Annotated in this window: 16 protein-coding genes; 9 read left to right on the top strand and 7 right to left on the bottom strand. The window is 54.7% G+C overall.

Annotated elements, in window-relative coordinates:
- Window position 1: 1 nt before the first annotated feature.
- The 5 genes from atpG to glmS all read left to right on the top strand — a co-directional run bounded on the left by atpG (window position 2) and on the right by glmS (window position 6,507).
- A complete protein-coding gene (atpG, locus tag AC52W5_RS07045; RefSeq protein ID WP_133668650.1) occupies window positions 2-883 on the top strand; it encodes a F0F1 ATP synthase subunit gamma in 882 nt (293 codons plus the stop codon).
- A gap of 30 nt (window positions 884-913) precedes the next feature.
- Window positions 914-2,293 carry a F0F1 ATP synthase subunit beta gene (atpD, locus tag AC52W5_RS07040; RefSeq protein ID WP_074704915.1) on the top strand — a complete coding sequence of 460 codons (1,380 nt, stop codon included), beginning with the start codon at window positions 914-916 and terminating at the stop codon, window positions 2,291-2,293.
- 66 nt (window positions 2,294-2,359) lie between these two features.
- Window positions 2,360-2,779, top strand: a complete 420-nt coding sequence (locus AC52W5_RS07035; protein WP_074973958.1) for a F0F1 ATP synthase subunit epsilon — start codon at window positions 2,360-2,362, stop codon at window positions 2,777-2,779.
- Between the two features lie 414 nt (window positions 2,780-3,193).
- A complete protein-coding gene (gene glmU, locus AC52W5_RS07030) occupies window positions 3,194-4,582 on the top strand; it encodes a bifunctional UDP-N-acetylglucosamine diphosphorylase/glucosamine-1-phosphate N-acetyltransferase GlmU (protein ID WP_218155110.1) in 1,389 nt (462 codons plus the stop codon).
- A gap of 77 nt (window positions 4,583-4,659) precedes the next feature.
- A complete protein-coding gene (gene glmS / locus AC52W5_RS07025; protein WP_495670490.1) occupies window positions 4,660-6,507 on the top strand; it encodes a glutamine--fructose-6-phosphate transaminase (isomerizing) in 1,848 nt (615 codons plus the stop codon).
- Between the two features lie 93 nt (window positions 6,508-6,600).
- On the opposite strand, the gene AC52W5_RS07020 is transcribed toward glmS, so the two are convergent.
- From AC52W5_RS07020 to AC52W5_RS06990, 7 genes are all read right to left on the bottom strand, one after another.
- A complete protein-coding gene (locus AC52W5_RS07020) occupies window positions 6,601-7,533 on the bottom strand; it encodes a hypothetical protein (protein WP_495670489.1) in 933 nt (310 codons plus the stop codon).
- 194 nt (window positions 7,534-7,727) lie between these two features.
- Complete coding sequence (locus AC52W5_RS07015) at window positions 7,728-8,921, bottom strand: septal ring lytic transglycosylase RlpA family protein (RefSeq protein ID WP_495670488.1); 1,194 nt, start codon at window positions 8,919-8,921, stop codon at window positions 7,728-7,730.
- A 5-nt stretch (window positions 8,922-8,926) separates the two neighbouring features.
- Entirely contained in the window at window positions 8,927-10,027 is a 1,101-nt protein-coding gene (rodA, locus tag AC52W5_RS07010; RefSeq protein ID WP_495670487.1) for a rod shape-determining protein RodA, read from the bottom strand.
- Window positions 10,020-11,960, bottom strand: coding sequence for a penicillin-binding protein 2 (mrdA, locus tag AC52W5_RS07005; protein ID WP_495670486.1), 1,941 nt, complete (start codon window positions 11,958-11,960; stop codon window positions 10,020-10,022). Before mrdA ends, rodA begins: the two co-directional genes overlap by 8 nt.
- Window positions 11,957-12,478, bottom strand: coding sequence for a rod shape-determining protein MreD (mreD, locus tag AC52W5_RS07000; RefSeq protein WP_107761044.1), 522 nt, complete (start codon window positions 12,476-12,478; stop codon window positions 11,957-11,959). Before mreD ends, mrdA begins: the two co-directional genes overlap by 4 nt.
- Window positions 12,475-13,368 (bottom strand): rod shape-determining protein MreC, encoded by an 894-nt coding sequence (gene mreC, locus AC52W5_RS06995; RefSeq protein WP_495670485.1) that lies wholly within the window; start codon window positions 13,366-13,368, stop codon window positions 12,475-12,477. Before mreC ends, mreD begins: the two co-directional genes overlap by 4 nt.
- 95 nt (window positions 13,369-13,463) lie before the next feature.
- Window positions 13,464-14,522, bottom strand: coding sequence for a rod shape-determining protein (locus tag AC52W5_RS06990; RefSeq protein WP_074973973.1), 1,059 nt, complete (start codon window positions 14,520-14,522; stop codon window positions 13,464-13,466).
- Window positions 14,523-14,633: 111 nt separating this feature from the next.
- Here AC52W5_RS06990 and gatC point away from each other — a divergent pair, with 111 nt between their 5' ends.
- From gatC to AC52W5_RS06970, 4 genes are all read left to right on the top strand, one after another.
- Entirely contained in the window at window positions 14,634-14,921 is a 288-nt protein-coding gene (gene gatC / locus AC52W5_RS06985; RefSeq protein WP_074973975.1) for an Asp-tRNA(Asn)/Glu-tRNA(Gln) amidotransferase subunit GatC, read from the top strand.
- A gap of 104 nt (window positions 14,922-15,025) precedes the next feature.
- On the top strand, window positions 15,026-16,477 hold the full coding sequence (gene gatA / locus AC52W5_RS06980; RefSeq protein WP_112891342.1) for an Asp-tRNA(Asn)/Glu-tRNA(Gln) amidotransferase subunit GatA: 1,452 nt from the start codon (window positions 15,026-15,028) through the stop codon (window positions 16,475-16,477).
- Between the two features lie 91 nt (window positions 16,478-16,568).
- A complete protein-coding gene (gene gatB, locus AC52W5_RS06975; protein ID WP_495670484.1) occupies window positions 16,569-18,059 on the top strand; it encodes an Asp-tRNA(Asn)/Glu-tRNA(Gln) amidotransferase subunit GatB in 1,491 nt (496 codons plus the stop codon).
- Between the two features lie 846 nt (window positions 18,060-18,905).
- A complete protein-coding gene (locus AC52W5_RS06970; protein ID WP_074973981.1) occupies window positions 18,906-19,226 on the top strand; it encodes a hypothetical protein in 321 nt (106 codons plus the stop codon).
- The last annotated feature ends 362 nt before the right edge of the window (window positions 19,227-19,588 follow it).

The raw sequence follows: 19,588 nt of genomic DNA, 5'->3' as shown, positions 1-19,588 counted from the left end.
GATGGCAGGCAGCAGGGAAATACGCAACAAGATCAAAAGCGTGAAGAACACGCAGAAGATCACGCGCGCGATGGAAATGGTGGCTGCATCCAAGATGCGCCGAGCACAGGAACGCATGAAAAAAGCCCGGCCATACGGCGAGAAGATTCGCAACGTCGCAGCCCACATGAGCCGTGCTTACACCGAATACCGCCATCCGTTCCTGATAGAACGCGATACGGTAAAGCGTATCGGCATCATCGTGGTTACCTCAGACAAGGGTTTGTGTGGTGGACTCAACACAAACGTGCTGCGCATGGCGGTAAGCAAGATGAAAACCTGGGAAGCCGAAGGCGAGCAGATCGAGGTGTGCTGCATCGGCAACAAGGGGTTGGGGTTCATGAACCGTATGGGCGCCAATGTCATATCGCATGTCGTGAGCCTTGGCGATGCGCCCGATCTGGAGCGACTGATCGGTGCAATAAAAATATTGCTGGATGGTTATAACCAGGACCGTTTTGATCGCGTATATCTTTTTTATACCCGTTTCATCAATACCATGAAACAGGAACCGGTGATGGAGCAGTTGCTCCCGCTTTCCGATGAACGTCTCAGAGCCAGTGATGGACCGACCGGACAGCGCGGCGTGTGGGATTACATTTATGAACCCGAAGCCAAGCCCGTCATCGATGACGTCATGGTGCGATACGTCGAGGCGCTGATTTATCAGGCATTGACGGAAAATATTGCATCCGAGCAATCTGCGCGCATGGTGGCGATGAAGGCTGCCTCGGACAATGCGGGGAACGTCATCAACGAACTGACGCTGATTTACAACAAATCGCGGCAGGCCGCCATTACCAAGGAATTGTCCGAAATTGTCGGTGGCGCGGCGGCAGTTTAAATAATTTGAATTGATTTTTTAGGGAACAATATGAACCAGGGAAAAATTGTTCAGTGTATCGGCGCGGTGGTTGACGTCGAGTTTACGCGGGAAGAGATGCCCAAGGTATATGACGCGCTCGTTCTTGAAGGATCGGAACTCACGCTCGAAGTGCAGCAGCAGTTGGGTGACGGCGTCGTTCGCACGATTGCGCTCGGCTCCTCCGAGGGGTTGCGGCGCGGCATGATGGTAACAAACACTGGTGACCAGATTCGTGTTCCTGTCGGCACCAAAACCTTGGGGCGGATCATGGATGTTCTGGGTACGCCAATAGACGAAATGGGACCTATCGGTGCCGAGCAGAACAGATCAATCCATCAGAAAGCCCCTGCTTTTGACGAATTGTCCGCGTCTACCGAGCTGCTGGAAACAGGGATCAAGGTTATCGATCTCGTTTGTCCCTTTGCCAAGGGCGGCAAGGTGGGACTGTTCGGCGGCGCCGGTGTGGGCAAGACCGTGAACATGATGGAGTTGATCCGCAACATCGCCATTGAGCATAGTGGATATTCTGTATTTGCGGGTGTGGGGGAGCGTACTCGGGAAGGGAATGACTTCTACCATGAAATGAAGGATTCCAACGTGCTCGACAAGGTGGCGCTGGTATACGGCCAGATGAATGAGCCGCCCGGCAACCGGTTGCGGGTGGCGCTTACAGGTCTGACCATGGCGGAACACTTCCGTGACGAAGGTAGGGACGTGCTGCTGTTCGTGGATAATATCTATCGTTTCACCCTGGCCGGTACGGAAGTATCCGCGTTGCTGGGCCGGATGCCATCGGCTGTGGGTTATCAGCCGACGCTGGCTGAGGAAATGGGACGTTTGCAGGAGCGCATCACCTCCACCAAGTCGGGCTCCATTACCTCCATTCAAGCCGTGTACGTGCCTGCGGACGACCTAACCGACCCATCACCTGCTACAACCTTCGGTCACCTGGATGCTACCGTCGTGCTCTCGCGTGATATTGCTTCGCTGGGGATCTATCCAGCGGTTGACCCTCTCGATTCGACCTCGCGTCAGCTTGATCCTCTCGTGGTGGGCGAAGAGCACTACTCGACTGCCCGGGCTGTGCAGCAAACCCTGCAACGCTATAAGGAATTGCGTGACATCATTGCAATTCTAGGAATGGATGAGCTTTCTCCTGAAGACAAGCTGGCTGTGGCAAGGGCACGCAAAATCCAGCGGTTCCTTTCACAACCCTTTAACGTGGCCGAAGTGTTTACCGGCGCGCCGGGAAAATACGTACCTCTGAAAGAGACCATCAAAGGCTTCAAGGGCATTGTGTCGGGAGAATACGACCACCTGCCCGAGCAGGCCTTTTACATGGTTGGGGGCATAGACGAGGCGGTTGAAAAAGCCAAAACCTTGCAATGATCGAGTTGATGAATCGGGTGACCGGATAAAACGGTCGTCCCGATTCAATGATGAATGGGAACTAAAATGGGCGTGTTTCACGTTGATATCGTCAGCGCGGAGGAATCCATTTACTCCGGTCCGGCTGAATTCCTGGTTGCGCCCGCAGAAGGGGGAGAGGTGGGTATTTATCCCCAGCACACTCCCATGCTGACGCGCATCAAACCCGGATCAGTACGCATCAAGGCGCCTCTGAAAGAAGAGGAACTGGTGTATGTTTCCGGTGGCATGCTTGAAATCCAGCCGGATGTCGTCACTATCCTCGCTGACACCGCGGTACGCGGCGCCGACCTCGATGAAGCAAAGGCCATTGAGGCCAAGAAGCGTGCGGAAGAAGCGGTGAGGGACAGAGCTTCCGCTCTGGATTACGCACGGGCTCAGGCGGAGCTGAGCGAGGCGATCGCGCAACTGGCCGCGATCCAGAAATTACGGAAACGCGGGCACTGATATTTAGATCAGAACTGAAAAAGGGCGGAAACACCGCCCTTTTTCAGTTCTGCGCGAATCAATTCCTGAAATTCAAACTGGCGAGAGTCAATAGCTTACGCTTAATTGAACCGCCTGCTTCCCGGAAAGGCATCAGTATCTCTGCTTCGAGGCATAGCCGGACTTGAGTATGCTTGGTCTCGTGTCCCCTATTCGTTGCTGCAAGTCCGAGCAGAGATACTTCAATCAGGCCAGCTTGACAGCTTGACCGCACGGCTCCAGTTGGACACTCTATTTGGATTTGTGCCAGCTATATGATAAATTAACTTGGTTTTCATTCGTAAATTCGTAAATTCCGCTTCAACCTTAACTTCCGGCAGCTGATCTGCCTTTGCGGGTCGAATATTACACGTTCCCGCATGTCCTGATATCTTCATGAATGTGTCCAAACTGAACATCGTCGTTCTTGCTGCCGGTCTCGGAAAACGCATGTACTCTGCCCTGCCAAAAGTGTTGCATCCCCTGGCAGGCAAACCTCTCCTGATGCACGTGCTCGATACCGCCCGAACATTATTGCCCCACACAACTTGTGTCATTTACGGACATGGGGGTGAGACAGTCCCGCAGACGATAGCGGATGAAAGCCTTGTCTGGGCGCAACAGGTCCCCCAACTCGGCACGGGTCACGCAGTGATGCAGGCGCTGCCTCATATCGAGAAAGAGGGCGTTACACTTATTCTGTATGGCGACGTGCCTCTGACCAGCATCGAAACATTAAAAAAGCTGATTGCGACGGCGGGAGAGCAAACGTTAGGTTTGCTGACGGTAGAACTCCCTGATCCATCCGGCTACGGTAGAATTGTTCGGCATAGCGAAACGGGTGAAGTTGCCGCCATTGTCGAGGAAAAAGACGCCAGCGAATCCCAGCGCAAGATCGGTGAAATCAATACGGGCATCATGGCGGTTCCGAATCGCTATCTTCACCGCTGGTTATACAAGCTTGAAAACAACAACGCGCAAGGTGAGTATTACCTGACCGATATTGTCGCGATGGCGGTGAAGGATGGGGTAAAGGTAGAAACGGTCAGTCCCGCTTATGTATGGGAAACCACCGGAGTCAACAGCAAGGTTCAGCTCGCCGCGCTGGAACGCATCTATCAGGCGGCGCAGGCCAATAAGTTGCTGGAGCAGGGGGTAGCGCTGGCTGACCCGTCACGCATCGATATCCGCGGTAAACTTTCTTGCGGCAGAGACGTTATGATCGATATCAACTGCATATTTGAAGGTGACGTTCAACTGGATGATGGTGTAAAAGTGGGTGCTCACACCATACTGAAAGACGTGCGGGTAGCCGCTAATTCGATAATCGCGCCATTCAGTTTGATAGAGGCTGCGGAAATTGGTCGAAATTGCCGTATCGGTCCTTATGCCCGTATTCGTCCGGGCACCCGGCTGGAGGACGAAGTTCACATCGGCAATTTCGTCGAAGTCAAGAACAGTGCCCTTGCGGCCGGCAGCAAGGCAAATCACTTGAGCTACATCGGAGATGCCGTAGTGGGCAGGAGCGTCAACATCGGCGCTGGGACGATTACCTGCAATTATGACGGGGCCAACAAATACCAGACCATCATCGAGGATGATGTCTTTGTCGGCTCCGATACCCAGTTGATAGCACCGGTCAGAGTTGCCCGCGGTTCCACTATCGGCGCGGGTTCGACCATTACCAGGGATACCCCACCTGATATGTTGACGCTTTCGCGAGCGAAGCAGTTGAGTATCGATGGGTGGAAACGTCCGGTAAAAAAACCGAAGCCTCAAAATTGAGCATAGCCTTTTACCTTTTTCCATCGGTTTTCTTGAACCACGACAATTGCTGGTATCTGTAAGAAAGGAGTCTTTTGATGTGTGGAATCGTCGGTGCAGTCGCAAAAACCAATATCGTTCCCACTCTGATTGAAGGCCTGCGCCGACTGGAATATCGCGGATATGATTCAGCCGGCATTGCTCTGAACAATGGTCGCCTGCACCGGTTACGCACCACAGGGCGAGTTGCCGAGCTCAGCAAGCTTGCGGATGAGCAGCACTTTACCGGGGACGTGGGTATTGCCCATACCCGTTGGGCTACGCACGGCGCTCCATCCGAGCGCAACGCCCATCCTCATTTTTCCGGAGAGACGCCCAAGGTGGCGGTGGTGCATAACGGCATCATCGAAAATCACGAGGTGCTGCGCCAGCGTTTGCAGGAGGCAGGGTTCGAATTCAGTTCCGATACCGATACGGAAGTCATCGCTCACCTCATTTCGTCTCATCTCAGGGAAAACCCTGATTTATTCGAAGCGGTATGCCGCTCGGTGGGCGAGTTGCGTGGTGCCTATGCAATTGCAGTAATGGAGGAAGCAAGGCCGGAGCGCCTCATCGTTTGCCGCAATGGGGCGCCATTGCTGCTTGGTTTGGGCGAAAATGGGATCTACGCCGCCTCGGATGCTTCCGCCTTGCTGCAGGTTACCCGGCGCATGATCTATCTGGAAGAGGGCGATGTCGCCGAATTGCGTCAGGATGGCTACCGCATCGTCAACTGCCGTTACGACGGCGTACGCGCAGTGGTCGCACGAGCGGTGCAGGAAAGTGAGCTGACAAACGAGGCGGTGGAGTTAGGTCCGTATGCCCACTTCATGCAGAAGGAAATATTCGAGCAACCCGGCGTCGTGGCGAACACGCTGGAAATGGTGCTCAATGCACAATCCATCTCTCCGCGCCTGTTTGGCACCGAGGCGGAGAACATCTTCAAAAATACCAGAAGCATCCTCATCCTGGCCTGCGGCACCAGCTACCACGCTGGCGTCGTCGCCCGCTACTGGCTTGAAACCGTGGCGGGAATCCCCTGTAATGTCGAAATCGCGAGCGAATATCGCTACCGTAACCCGGCGGTTGGAGCCGACACCCTGATCGTGGGCATCTCTCAATCCGGAGAAACGGCGGATACCTTGGCCGCCTTGAGTTATGCAAGATCACTCGGGCATCGTCACAGTCTGGCGATCTGCAATGTGGCCGAAAGCGCGCTCGTGCGCCAGACGGATTTGCGTTTTCTCACCCGGGCAGGCCCGGAAATCGGTGTGGCCTCGACCAAGGCGTTCACCACACAGCTTGCAGCGTTGATGCTGCTCACCATGACCCTGGCGAAATTGAATGGCAAACTGTCGGGTGAGAGTGAGCGTCAGATGATTGCTGCGCTGCGCCACCTGCCTGTCGCACTTCAGCATAGCCTCCAGGTGGAGTCGCAGGTGAAAGCCTGGGCGGAGAAGTTCGCCGAGAAACGCCACGCCCTGTTTCTTGGGCGTGGCATGCACTACCCCATTGCACTGGAGGGTGCGCTCAAGCTCAAGGAAATTTCCTATATCCATGCCGAAGCCTATGCTGCCGGGGAATTGAAGCATGGCCCGCTTGCGCTGGTGGATAAGGATATGCCTGTGGTGGCCATCGCCCCCAACGACGCGCTGCTGGAAAAACTCAAGTCAAACCTGCAGGAAGTACGCGCCCGTGGGGGGGAGCTCTACGTTTTCGCCGATGCCGATTCCCACATTCAGGAAAGCGAAGGCGTGCACATCATTCGTCTGGCGGAACACGCGGGACTGCTCAGCCCCATCCTCCACACCATTCCCCTGCAGCTTCTCGCCTACCACGTCGCATTGCAAAAAGGCACTGATGTTGATAAGCCGAGAAACCTGGCGAAATCGGTGACAGTGGAGTAAGAAGTATCTATTGAACTGACTGTTGGCTAAAGCCGGTTATTCAGACATATAGTCGCCATCCTGGTGGCGGTGCATCAGTGAACACTTAGGGCCTCACGCGCTTTGTTCCAGGAGGGTATAGAGATAGTGTACGGCCTCATACCCTGAGTGGCTGTACCGAACCTTCGCGTCATAATACAGGGCTATAACAGCGGATACGCTGTCCTGATAGATTTCGAATCCATCCACATCTGCTTCACGAAAGAAAAATCTTCCGTCCATCGCGGTGACATCTTCGGTTACGGAGCCGCGTTCTCCCGGATTATCTTTTTCAAACTCCTGCAAGTGTTTGTTGTGCATTACAAAGTCATCAGAAACGGTGAAACAACCATTTTCCTCGACTGCGTGGATCAGGCACGACAGCAGCAGGACAAGCCTTCTCCTGTCGAGTCCTGATACTTGCTCCCGGGCTTGGCGGCGTACATAATCATCTGGGTACATCAAACGATCAACCACTGCATCGATTACCGCATTCTCCATGGCAAAAAAAGACCACGCATAGCGTGGTACAACGGTAACGATGGTGGCATCTGCCTTCAGCGTCTCGATAATGGGCTCAATTTTTTCCTGCTGTCTTTCATCGTCGGTACAAAGCAGCAGGAAATATCTTTCCAGCAGTGCATCGTAATCTTTCTGCAATTCGCGAATCTGAGCACCTATTTTTGACGCCTGATTACCACCTGCCGCCAATTCATCGCTTGAGATCAGGCGCATCCCGATGAACCGGTCCGTACCTCCTGAAAGAGATTCGCTCGAGTATCTCATCCCTATGTCCGTTCCGCTCTCTCCTGCGCGCCAGAGGTACCAGGTCAGAGGAATATACTTATCGAAGGAGGCGAAGATACGTTCGGCTTTGGCATAAAACCGGCCATATAGATCCTGACAATTTACGTGACAGAAGCCCTGAGTATCCGCAGGCTGCGCCCGGGCATGACTGACCAGTTCTGCAAGAATCGTTGCTGGCGTAACCTGATCCCTGATCTGCATTTTATCCGTCCTCATAACCGTGAATAGGAATTGTCCGAGCAAAACAGCCGCTTACATACCATTCTGCCCGCCTGAAGCGGAAAATTAAAGCGGAAAGTTCAAATCGGGAATCCTTCTGCCGCTGCTAGGCTGCCAGCAGACGCCGGACAGGGGGCAGGTTTTGCGTCGCTCAGCGGTGAAGAGAGATGTACGGCCTACCGCGTCAGCAGCACCGGCCTGATAGACAGCGCTTCGGCGATTTTGTCCGCATCCTTTCTGGCCAGGAGCCGGTCAGGATAAGGGCCCGCATGAACCTTGAACAGGCCGTCCTTTGCAACGATATCCAGGCTCGTCATCAGTGATGGTAATTCATTTCGCATCCGGACGACAAAATTATCCGCATTGTCATACGCATTGAAGGCCCCCAACTGCAGGTAGATCCCCGCAGGAACGGCAGCAGGCGTTTCGGGAGGTGGAACAGCGACGCCATTGCCGGTATGGCTGGCGGCAGGCGGCGTATCAGCTACTGCCGGCGCAAAAGCAGTCTGGAACAGCCCCGGCTGCGTTTCAGTGGAATCCGGTTCGGTAGTAATCACTACTGATTGGTCAGCTACGGTTCCTGTCTCCCCGTTTGGACTAGCAGGAGAGCCGGATGGAGACCTGGAAGTACGGGATGTTGAACCTGGATACTGGGCAGGGGCTGCTGCGGCAAGCCGCGTGAAACTACCCGTTCCAGGCACAATGGATTCCACTTCGACCAGACCGCTGCCCCCACCCAGTACATCCAGTTTGTATGCGGCCGTATAGGAGAGATCAATGAGGCGATTGGAGAGGAAAGGCCCTCTGTCATTGACACGCACCACCACGGATTTCCCGCTCCCCACGCTTGTCACGCGTACGTAGCTCGGAATGGGGAGGGTGGGGTGTGCAGCCGTCATGGCATACATATCATAGATTTCCCCCGAAGCGGTCTTCTGCCCGTGATAGCGGCGCCCATACCAGGATGCCATTCCCCGCGTTTTATAGCGCTCGTGACGCGTCATCGGTTTATACCGTTTTCCGAGAGCCGAGTAAGGCCGCATGGTGGAGGCGCGCAAGGGTTCTTCCCGGGGAACGGCATCAGGAATCAGATGGAGATCGGCAGGGGGATTGTCACCGGGGCCATCATCCAGGTAATAACCCCCGCCTTTTTTCTTGCCTCCAAACAGAGTGGAGACCGATGAAGGCTTTGCGTTCTTCTCCTCGCTTTTCTCCAGCTTGAAAAAGGTACCGCAGCCGGTAAGGAAAACGGGGATGGCCAGGGCAGCCACCCCGGCGGCGCATCGCCTGGCAATCAGGCGCGCTGTTGACTGTGTAGTTGACCGCGCAGTTGACCGCAAGGGGAGCTGGCAGGCAAGGTCTGTATCCATAGGTATCACGTCTTAACAAGCTTCGGATGAGTCTGGATACTCATCAAAATACCAAATCCCAGCAACATTGTCACCATTGATGTGCCCCCATAGCTGATCAGGGGCAAAGGCACCCCTACCACGGGCAGAATGCCGATGACCATGCCTATGTTGACGAAGATGTAGGTGAAGAAAGTCAGCGTGATGGAGGCGGCGATGAGGCGGGTAAACTGGGTTGAAGCGTTGGCGGCAATCACCATCCCCCGGGCGATGAGAGTCAGATACAACAGCAGCAGCAGCAGGTTGCCGATCAGACCGAATTCTTCGGAGAAGACCGCGAAGATGAAATCAGTGCTTCTCTCCGGCAGGAATGCAAGATGGGTCTGGGTGCCTTGCTGCCAGCCCTTGCCCAGCACGCCCCCGGAGCCGATGGCAATAGTGGATTGAATGGTATGGTAGCCGGCGCCGAGCGCGTCCTGCGCCGGATCAAGAAGCGTCATGACGCGCTTGCGCTGATAATCATGCAACATGGACCAGAGCAGCGGAAGGCTTGCTCCCCCCGCAATTGCCACCGTCGCCATGATGCGCCAGGATAACCCGGAGAAGAACAGGACATAAAAACCGCTCGAGGCAATGAGCAAGGCGGTTCCAAGATCAGGCTGGCGCAGGATCAGCAGCACCGGAGCCAGCAGCAGCAGGGTGGCCACGCCGTAATCCCGCAGCCGCAAGGTTGTCTCGTGCTTGTCGAAGTACCAGGCCATCATCAGAGGCACGGCAATCTTCATCAGTTCGGAAGGCTGGATGCGGGTTATGCCCAGGTTCAGCCAGCGCCTCGCCCCATTGTTGACCTCGCCGAACAGCGCAACACAGAGCAGCAGGAAAAGGCCGGCCGCGTATAACGGTACGGCGATCCGCATGATATGCTCCAATGGAATGTTGGCCACCAGCCACATCACGCCAAGCGCAATCAGCATATTGATCGCCTGGCTTGTGACGCGCGCGCTATTGGCATCCGTTGCGCTGAAAAGCGTGATAAGTCCCGTTGCCATGAGCAGGAGAATTCCGCAAAGCAGAAAACCGTCGATGTAGCGCGTAAAGTAGTGCCCTGCGTGCGGGAGTCTAGCCATGCCCGTCCCCCCCGTCCTGCTGGTGCTCCTCATCCTCCTCTTCGTCCACCTGATCGACAGGCTGCGCAGCCGCTTCCTTAGGCAGTTTACCCAGCAGATAGTAATCCATCACCACGCGGGCAATCGGTGCCGCTGCCGCACCGCCGTGGCCACCGTTTTCCACCAGTACGGACAGTGCGATTTTGGGGTTTTCAGCAGGGGCGTAGCTTACAAAAAGCGCATGATCACGATGCCGTTCATTGAGCTTGCTTTCCTCATACTTTTCACCCTGTTTTACCCCAACCACCTGCGCAGTCCCCGTTTTTCCGGCAAAGGTATAAGCGGCCCCTGCACCGGCAACCGCGGCTGTTCCACCCGGACGGGTCACATCGACCAGTGCATTATGTACCGCCTTCAAATTGGCGGGGTCCAGCTTGAGCCGGTACAGCGGACTTGTGCCGAATTCACGTACGACCCGGTTGTTGCTGTCCAGGACCTGCTTGACGAGATGCGGGCGAAACGCAGCGCCGTTGCCGGCGAGAACAGCGGTTGCGAATGCCAGTTGCAGCGGCGTGGCCAGATTATAACCCTGCCCAATTCCGACAGAAATCGTATCGCCGGGAAACCAGTTCTGTTTATGCCGTTCCATTTTCCATGCCTGGGAAGGCAACAGGCCGGCGGCTTCGCCTTCGATATCGATCCCGGTCTTTTTCCCCAACCCGAACTGACTGGTAAAATTGTAGATGTTATCGATCCCGAGGTCATGAGCCAGCGAATAGTAATAGGTGTCGCAGGAGATAACCAGCGATTTGTGCAGGTCCACGAGACCGTGACCACCGGCTTTCCAGTCCCGAAAACGGTGGGTGCTTCCGGGCAGGCTGAAGTAGCCGGGATCGCTGATCGCACTTTCCGGCCAACGCTTTTTGAGTTCCAGGCCCGCCAGAGCCATGAAGGGTTTGAATGTTGAGCCCGGTGGATACAACCCGCGCAAAGCGCGGTTGTTCAGCGGCCGGTCGATGGAATTATTCAGCAATTCCCAATTCTCCGTGTCGATTCCGTCTACAAAAAGATTCGGATCGAACCCCGGTCTGCTCACGAATGCGAGTACGTCTCCCGTTGCCGGTTCTATGGCGACAAGTGCGCCGCGCCGGTCGCCAAACGCCTTTTCCGCGACTTCCTGCAATTTGGAATCGAGCGATAGCTTGAGATTCCTGCCCGCAGTCGGTGCTGTGCGGGATATGACGCGAATCGCACGACCGGCTGCGTCGGTTTCCATCTCCTCGACCCCGGTGATGCCATGCAACTCTCTCTCGTAGCTCTGTTCGATGCCGATTTTCCCCATGTGCTGGGAACCGCGGTAATTGGCGAGTTCGCTGTTAGCCTCCAGCCGTTCCAGATCCTTGTCATTGATGCGCCCTATGTAACCCACCACGTGAGAGGCGAACTCGCCTTTGGGATACTGCCGGAACGGCCGCGCCTTGATTTCTACTCCTGGAAAGCGATAGCGGTTGACGGCGAAGCGGGCGACCTCCACGTCCGATAATCGCGTGCGGATAGGCAAGCTTTCGAATCTTCTGTTCTCCTCCATCAATTTCTTGAACCGCTTGCGGTCACGCGCAGATATCTCCACTACCGTCGTCAACTCATTAATGAGGCGCTCGAGATTCCCGATCCTGCTCGGAACAATTTCGAGCGTGTAGGCAGAATAATTATGAGCGAGCACGACGCCATTGCGGTCAAAAATCAGGCCGCGGTTGGGAACGATGGGCGCAATGGAGATGCGATTGGCTTCCGCCAGGGTATGATAGTGTTCACGCTGAGAAACCTGCAGGTAAAAGAAGCGTGCGAACAGCAGCAGGAAGAGCAACAGCATGAAGCCGGCGCTTATCGCCAGCCGCAGGCGGAAATTTTGTAACTCACGCGAGTAGCTTCGAAGCTCGATTCTGTGATTCATCTTGCATCGGAAGCAGACCAGAGTTTCTGTGGTGCCCTCAATATGGCTGAGAGAAGTGGCCACAGTAACATGCCGACAATGCTGCCAAGAAAGAAGTTCCAGCCGGGAAAAGGAGAACCGGCAAAGAGGGCGGCAAGAAGTGTGACGATCTGTCCTGAAAGCAGAACCAACCCTATCTGGGGAGCTTGTTTATACCCGTCGAAGATACCCATGCGTCGGTTGAAAACCAGTGCCATGAACGCCATTACACTGTACCCAAGCGCGTGCTGCCCGAAAGTGCTGGCATTGCTGAGATCCATAAGCAGACCCATCCAGAATGCCATGCCGATGCCGACACGCTGGGGTTCGTTGACATACCAGTAAAGCATCACCAACGCGACAAAATCGGGCTGCAGCGCCCGCGCAGTGCCTGTCAGCGGTATGAGATTCAGGAGTAGCGCCACGATCAGGCTGAGCATAATAAACCAGCCTTTGACCGGCATCAGGATTTCGTGCCTGGGTGAGTTAGCGAGCGTCACTGTCTTCTCGCTTCCTGGCGTGACTTCATTTTGGTCGCTTCTGCCGGTGTTCCCGCGCGAGGCGCCGGCGTGGAAAGGATTAACAGTTGCTGGTTCTGATTCACACCGGAAGCAGGCGTGCAGGTGATGCGCGCAAAGATATAGTTGGGATTACGGTCGATCTGGGATACTACAGCAACGGGAAGCCCCGGAGGATAGACGCCATCTATCCCGGATGTAACCAGCGCGTCCCCTTCCTGAATGTCAGTGTTGATTGCCATATACCTCAACTCCAGTACTCCTTCCCTGCCGGTGCCTGATATGATGGAACGCAGGCCGTTGCGTACCACCTGCACAGGAACGGAATGGTCTCTGTCCGTGAGGAGAGTCACTTCCGAGGCCAGCGGGTAATTGCGGGTAACCTGTCCCACTACGCCGATATCGTCCACGACGGCTTGGCCCGCCTCGATTCCGCTCATACTGCCCTTGTCAAGCAATACCTTGCGATTGAATGGATCATGCGGCACGCGCAGGATTTCCGCCACCGTTGCCTTGTTTTTAATACGTTGCGTCGCATTCAGGAGTTTGCGCAGCTGGTTATTCTCGGCTTCCAGCGCACGCAGCCGGAGGAGCTGGCCTTTGTCAACGAGATGCTGCTGCTTGAGATGGGCATTTTCCTCCGCTATCTCGCTATGCTGGAAGAGTTCGCTTGCGGCATCGTACATTGACACGGGCACATGAGCCAGTTTCTGCAGCGGATAAACTATCACGGAGAAAATTTCCCGCACGCCACCGAGATATCTGAATCGGCTATCCAGTGCCATCAGGAGCAGTGACAGTATGACAAAAAAAGCCGTCCGAGCCAGTAAACTGGGGCTATGCCTGAAAAACCGGGGGGAGATTTCTATCATGTGCGAGATTTTATGTTCCCGATTTTCAGGTACTGGAAGGTACAGCGCATTGAAGGCGGTAGTGAAATCTGGCAGTAGCGCAGTTGCAAAGGTTATCAGTCACTGGCGAATATGCCGACCAGTTGATCCATGTTTTCCAGTGCAATCCCTGATCCGCGCACGACGGCAGTAAGAGGGTCTTCTGCGATGATGACGGAAAGCCCGGTTTCCTCCATGAGCAGCCGGTCGATGTCGCGAAGCAGTGCGCCTCCGCCCGTGAGCACCAGGCCTTTTTCGGCGATATCGGCTCCGAGTTCAGGCGCCGTATGCTCCAGTGCGGATTTGACAGCGCTTACAATGTTGTTCAACGGCTCGGTCAGTGCTTCAAGCACTTCATTGCTCGAAATGGTAAAGCTGCGTGGAATACCTTCTGCCAGATTACGACCCTTGACTTCCAACTCGCGTACTTCCGATCCCGGAAATGCGGAGCCGATTTCCTTTTTGATCAATTCGGCGGTTACTTCACCGATCAGCATCCCGTAATTGCGGCGTATGTAGTTGATGATGGCCTCGTCAAACTTGTCTCCTCCGACGCGTACCGAGCTCGAATAAACGACGCCGCCCAGCGAGATCACACCCACTTCGGTCGTGCCGCCGCCTATATCGACTACCATGGAGCCGGTGGCTTCATCGACCGGCAGATTGGCGCCGATGGCAGCAGCCATCGGTTCCTCGATCAATTCCACCTTGCGGGCGCCCGCCCCATAAGCCGCTTCGCGAATGGCGCGGCGCTCGACCTGGGTCGAGCCGCAGGGTACGCAGATGACAATCCGCGGGTTGGCGGAAAACAGTCGCGGAGGGTTTACCTTTCTGATGAAGTGCTTCAGCATCTGTTCCGTAACGGTGAAATCCGCAATGACGCCGTCTTTCATTGGCCGGATGGCCGCGATGTTACCCGGCGTGCGCCCGAGCATCTGCTTGGCAGCCAGCCCTACTTGCTGGATGATTTTCTTGCCGTTGGGGCCTCCATCCTGGCGTATCGCTACCACCGAGGGTTCATTGAGGACAATGCCTTGACCGCGCACGTAAATCAGAGTGTTTGCCGTTCCCAGATCTATCGCCATGTCGGTCGAAAAGTAACCCTTCAATACACTGTTATTTAAAAAATTAAGCATGATTTACGGAATCCGTGGCGGAGGATAGTGATTAAAAGCAGGTGAAAAGAATCGGGCTATGATACTCTATTAGCTATTTGAATATAAGGGTTATAAAGGATTTAGCCGGAAATGTCTCTGTCTCTGGATGATGTGAAACGTGTTGCAAATCTGGCGCGCATAGAGATCAGCGAAGATGAGGCGCGCAAGACATTGACCCAGTTATCAGGCATATTTGGCCTCATCGAGCAGATGCAGGCAGTGGATACCTCGGCGATCACCCCCATGTCGCACGCGCAGGATGTGATGCAGCGTCTAAGAGCAGATGCAGTCACGGAAATCGATCAGCGCGAGCTGTTCCAGTCGATAGCTCCCCAGGTAGAAGCGGGACTTTATCTGGTGCCTAAAGTTATCGAGTAACGCCACGCAGGATCTCTGCGGGCCACTCCCCTGTAATTCCCATTCTCCTTCCAGGAGTCTTTTCACGTTTTGCTTCATTTTGCTTCATCCAGCGAAAACCAGCCATGTTGAACGCCAGCCTCAAGCAACTTTCCGCAATGCTTGCCGCAAGGAAAATTTCCAGCGTTGAGTTGACCAGCGAATTTCTCAAGCGTTCCCGGGCGCTTAATCCCACATACAATGCCTTCATCACTCTCGATGAAGAGACGAGCCTCGCCCAGGCGCAGGCTGCGGATACCTTGATTGCATCCGGGCGCGGTCAATCACTGACCGGCATTCCCATTGCGCAAAAGGATATCTTCTGTACCAAGGGCTGGCTCACTACCTGCGGTTCGAAAATGCTGTCGAATTTCATCTCGCCCTATGACGCCCACGTGATCGGGCGCTTCAATGCCGGGGGTGCGGTCAATATTGGTAAAACCAACATGGACGAATTCGCCATGGGTTCCAGCAATGAGACCTCTTTTTACGGGCCGGTAAAAAATCCCTGGGATACTGCGGCTGTGCCAGGGGGAAGTTCCGGCGGTTCCGCCTGCGCAGTGGCAGCACGCATGGCACCTGCCGCGACCGGCACGGACACCGGTGGCTCAATCCGCCAGCCAGCGGCGTTATGCGGCATTTCGGGTCTCAAGCCGACATACGGGCTGGTATCGCGCTATGGCATGATCGCCTTCGCATCCAGTCTCGACCAGGGGGGGCCGATGGCCAAATCAGCGGAAGACCTGGCGCTGATGCTCAACGTCATGGCAGGCTTCGATGCCCGCGACTCAACCAGTCTCGAACGCGAACCGGAAGATTACACACGCGACCTGGAAAAGCCGCTCGAAGGTCTCCGCATTGGCCTGCCGAAGGAGTATTTCGTCAAGGAAATAGACGAGGATGTGGCGCGTGCGGTAGAAGCTGCCATCGGCCAGTATCGCAAGCTGGGAGCCAAAACGGTGGAGGTCTCGCTGCCCAACACGAAGCTTTCGGTTCCGGTTTATTACGTGCTTGCTCCCGCCGAAGCTTCGAGCAATCTGTCGCGCTTTGATGGCGTACGCTACGGCCATCGTGCTCCCGATTACCTGGATCTCAATGACATGTATCGGAAAACCCGGGCGCAGGGCTTTGGCGCGGAGGTGAAACGCCGCATCCTGATCGGCACTTATGTGCTGTCGCATGGGTATTATGACGCATACTACATCCAGGCGCAGAAGTTGCGCCGCCTGATGGCGCAGGATTTCGCCGGGGCATTCGAGCAGTGCGACGTCATCATGGGGCCGACTTCCCCTACCGTGGCATTCAACCTCGGAGAGAGAAGCAGCGATCCGGTTCAGATGTACTTATCCGATGCCTACACCATTGCGGTCAACCTGGCAGGCCTGCCCGCCATGTCCATTCCGGTTGGCTTCGGGCATAAAAACAGACCGGTTGGATTGCACATCATCGGCAATTATTTTGCCGAGGCACAAATGTTGAACGTGGCGCATCAATATCAGCTTGCATCAGATTGGCATACCCGGATGCCAAAGGAGTAGGGGAGCAGATTTGGTCAGCTGTGGCGAGCGGCTCAGTTCAAGCTGCTACTCGTCCCTCATAAAGCATCTGTATTAGAAAAGGTATTCTAAAATGCAATGGGAAACCGTTATCGGTCTTGAAGTTCATGCCCAGCTCTCGACCGAGTCCAAAATATTCTCCGGCGCTTCGACCGCTTTTGGCGCCGCTCCCAACGCGGAAGCCTGCACTGTCGATCTCGCGCTGCCCGGTGTGCTGCCGGTATTGAATCGCGGGGCGGTGGAGCGTGCAATCAGGTTTGGCCTGGCAGTGGGAGCAAAAATCAATTCACCTTCCATTTTTGCCCGCAAAAATTATTTCTATCCTGACCTGCCCAAGGGTTATCAGATCAGCCAATACGAATTGCCGGTGGTTGAGGGGGGGCACATCCAACTTCAGATCGTCCAGGATGGAAAAGAGCAGGAAAAAACCGTGCGTCTCGTGCGGGCACACCTGGAGGAGGATGCCGGCAAGTCGTTGCACGAGGATTTCCACGGCATGAGCGGCATCGATCTCAATCGTGCCGGCACACCTCTGCTTGAGATCGTTTCCGAACCGGATATGCGCAGCAGCGCCGAAGCCGTGGCGTATGCAAAGATACTGCACTCGCTCGTCCGCTGGATCGGCATCTGCGACGGCAACATGCAGGAAGGTTCCTTTCGCTGCGATGCCAACATATCCGTGCGGCCGCAGGGGTCGGACAAGCTCGGTACCCGCTGCGAAATAAAGAACCTCAACTCGTTCCGTTTTCTCGAGAAAGCAATCGATTACGAGGCCAGGCGGCAGATCGAAATCCTCGAAGACGGGGGAGCCATACAGCAACAGACACGCCTCTTCGACCCGGAAAAGGGTGAAACCCGCGCGATGCGAAGCAAGGAAGACGCGCAGGATTACCGTTATTTTCCAGACCCGGACCTGCTGCCGCTCGAGATTTCCGGGAGCTGGATCGAGGAAGTGAAGAAAGAACTGCCCGAGCTGCCGCAGCAAATGCGAAGCCGGTTCGAGCATGACTATGGGCTTTCCATGTACGATGCCCTTGCGCTCACCGCCGATCGCGACATTTCCGAATACTATGAAGCAGTCGTAGGAAAACTTTCTTCAGATCCGAAACTGTGCGCAAACTGGGTAATGGGGGAAGTATCTGCCTACCTCAATAATGAAGGAAAGTCGTTCGATGTCTGTCCGCTATCTCCTGCACAGCTTGCCCAACTTCTTCTGCGCATCAAGGATGGAACCATCTCTGGAAAGATCGCCAAGGATGTGTTCAGGCAGATGTGGGAGCAGGTGAGTGCGGAGAGTATTTCGTGGAAAAATCGTAAGGAAGTGGATGAGAGCCTTGCAGATCGAATCATCGAATCACAGGGGTTGAGACAGATATCCGATTCAAGCGCATTGGAGAAATTAGTACAGGAGGTGCTGACAGCCAATCCGAAATCGGTGGAGGAATTCAAGGCGGGCAAGGAAAAAGCCTTCAACGCCCTGGTCGGTCAGGTGATGAAGGCCGCCAGAGGCAAGGCGAATCCAGCGCAGGTGAATGAGATATTGAGGAAGAAACTGACGGAATAGGTCAATGACTGGATTGGACGAACCAGGAGACAAGCGGGAATGCTTTATCCTTGCTCTGATAGAAGCACTTGCCAGTCCCATAGTCCCATGGAAAAAGGATATACAACGTGACCGCTTATCCCGCTTTCTACGAACGTCACAGGAGGAAGGCGAGGTCCGTTATTGAGTCAGCGAGCAAGCAGTGCGAACGTCATATCGGCTGAAGCCGGTATCCCGGGACGTTCAAGGCACGCCATTGTTGGGCGCGGGCTGGATTCCGGTTTGCTGGATTCCGAGTCAGGCCCGGAATGACGGGATTCATAATATTTTCTGGCCGGGTCAATAACAGTTTTTCCTGCTGCCTGCTATTGCCGTATTACCATACCATTACGCAGCGACTCTCACTCCAGCGAACATTGTTCGCCGCCTCAAGCTCCGTCAGCCATTATTTAGAATCTCAGAAGAAATTCCTTGAAGGGAACCTGGCTGATCAATAAATGTCCTAACAGTAGTATCACAAGAAAATAACAAATTCTTAACAATACAGCTATGATAGGCATGTCTTTCACCACAAGGAGAAAGGGCGATGAAAATAGGAAAACTTCTTGCCGTTTCATATTTGATGGGTATGACGGTAGCACTGGTGGCGACAGCGTTCCTCTGATCTTGAGACCGCGATGGGGAAGGACTCCTCCTCCTGTAACCCCTGAATGGTCCAGGTTGTAACTGCTGGTGGTACGCCCCATCCGCTTTCATAGGGATGGGGTTTTTGCTGTAAAGCCGGCAGCCCAATGAGTAGCCGGATGACTACCTGTTTGAAGGTTTACCAGCCCATCCCTCTACTTCGCCCAGAAGAAAATTTATTTAATGAAACTAGCCATTATCACTACTGCTGTTGCGATATCGAGTACTGTGATTGCCGCATGGGTACTGGCCGCAGCCCTGCGTCACAGCGTCTTTTTCTACACAGCGGACGGATATATGTCACCCAGAACCGCAGTACGCGTAGGCCTTATGAAAGATGAAGAAGCTTCATTCTCTGGTGGATTGGCGTTCAGAAAGACCGGAGGCAGTGGTTATGATTATCGGGAAGAAATGGCAACTGCCTTCATCGATCGAACAGGCCACACTGATATTGATCTGCTCGCAGAATGCGAACGTCTGGGGGATTGCGAATTACGAAAGTGAACGCGTCTCCTATCTCCTGTGAGCGGCAGACACGCTGCCGCAAATTCTGATGGATGCCTGACGAATGGATACGGCGGTGTCCAGCGAGCGCTCCCACAGGGCGATTTCTGGATTCAGAGGAGTTCCCGTGCTTTACCAACAGAAGCATAAATCTTCCTGACTCCCGCTCGGCCCTGGCCTGATTGTTCAGGGAACCTCCTTTCAAAACCCTTTACTGGCGGCACTGCCCCACTGGCCTAGATGTTTAGTCCCGCTGTATGCTGGTGTAGAGTATTGCCAGCTACAGAGAGGGGAATTATGGGACAGGTATTACATGGCTGCGCCACCACGACAGAGGCGGTGCGTCGAGCGATACAACATAG

Source organism: Nitrosospira sp. CT (genome assembly GCF_059489795.1).
The sequence above is the reverse complement of the archived record's forward strand: the minus strand, read 5'-3'. Positions and strand labels throughout refer to the sequence as shown.

Bases quoted from the DNA above. Each gene is read 5' to 3' on its own strand.
- glmU (WP_218155110.1), top strand. From the start codon at position 3,194: ATGAATGTGTCCAAACTGAACATCGTCGTTCTTGCTGCCGGTCTCGGA.
- AC52W5_RS07035 (WP_074973958.1), top strand. From the start codon at position 2,360: ATGGGCGTGTTTCACGTTGATATCGTCAGCGCGGAGGAATCCATTTAC.
- AC52W5_RS07015 (WP_495670488.1), bottom strand. From the start codon at position 8,921: ATGGATACAGACCTTGCCTGCCAGCTCCCCTTGCGGTCAACTGCGCGG.
- glmS (WP_495670490.1), top strand. From the start codon at position 4,660: ATGTGTGGAATCGTCGGTGCAGTCGCAAAAACCAATATCGTTCCCACT.
- mreC (WP_495670485.1), bottom strand. From the start codon at position 13,368: ATGATAGAAATCTCCCCCCGGTTTTTCAGGCATAGCCCCAGTTTACTG.
- AC52W5_RS06970 (WP_074973981.1), top strand. From the start codon at position 18,906: ATGAAACTAGCCATTATCACTACTGCTGTTGCGATATCGAGTACTGTG.
- gatB (WP_495670484.1), top strand. From the start codon at position 16,569: ATGCAATGGGAAACCGTTATCGGTCTTGAAGTTCATGCCCAGCTCTCG.
- gatC (WP_074973975.1), top strand. From the start codon at position 14,634: ATGTCTCTGTCTCTGGATGATGTGAAACGTGTTGCAAATCTGGCGCGC.
- atpD (WP_074704915.1), top strand. From the start codon at position 914: ATGAACCAGGGAAAAATTGTTCAGTGTATCGGCGCGGTGGTTGACGTC.
- AC52W5_RS06990 (WP_074973973.1), bottom strand. From the start codon at position 14,522: ATGCTTAATTTTTTAAATAACAGTGTATTGAAGGGTTACTTTTCGACC.
- mrdA (WP_495670486.1), bottom strand. From the start codon at position 11,960: ATGAATCACAGAATCGAGCTTCGAAGCTACTCGCGTGAGTTACAAAAT.
- AC52W5_RS07020 (WP_495670489.1), bottom strand. From the start codon at position 7,533: ATGCAGATCAGGGATCAGGTTACGCCAGCAACGATTCTTGCAGAACTG.
- atpG (WP_133668650.1), top strand. From the start codon at position 2: ATGGCAGGCAGCAGGGAAATACGCAACAAGATCAAAAGCGTGAAGAAC.
- rodA (WP_495670487.1), bottom strand. From the start codon at position 10,027: ATGGCTAGACTCCCGCACGCAGGGCACTACTTTACGCGCTACATCGAC.
- gatA (WP_112891342.1), top strand. From the start codon at position 15,026: ATGTTGAACGCCAGCCTCAAGCAACTTTCCGCAATGCTTGCCGCAAGG.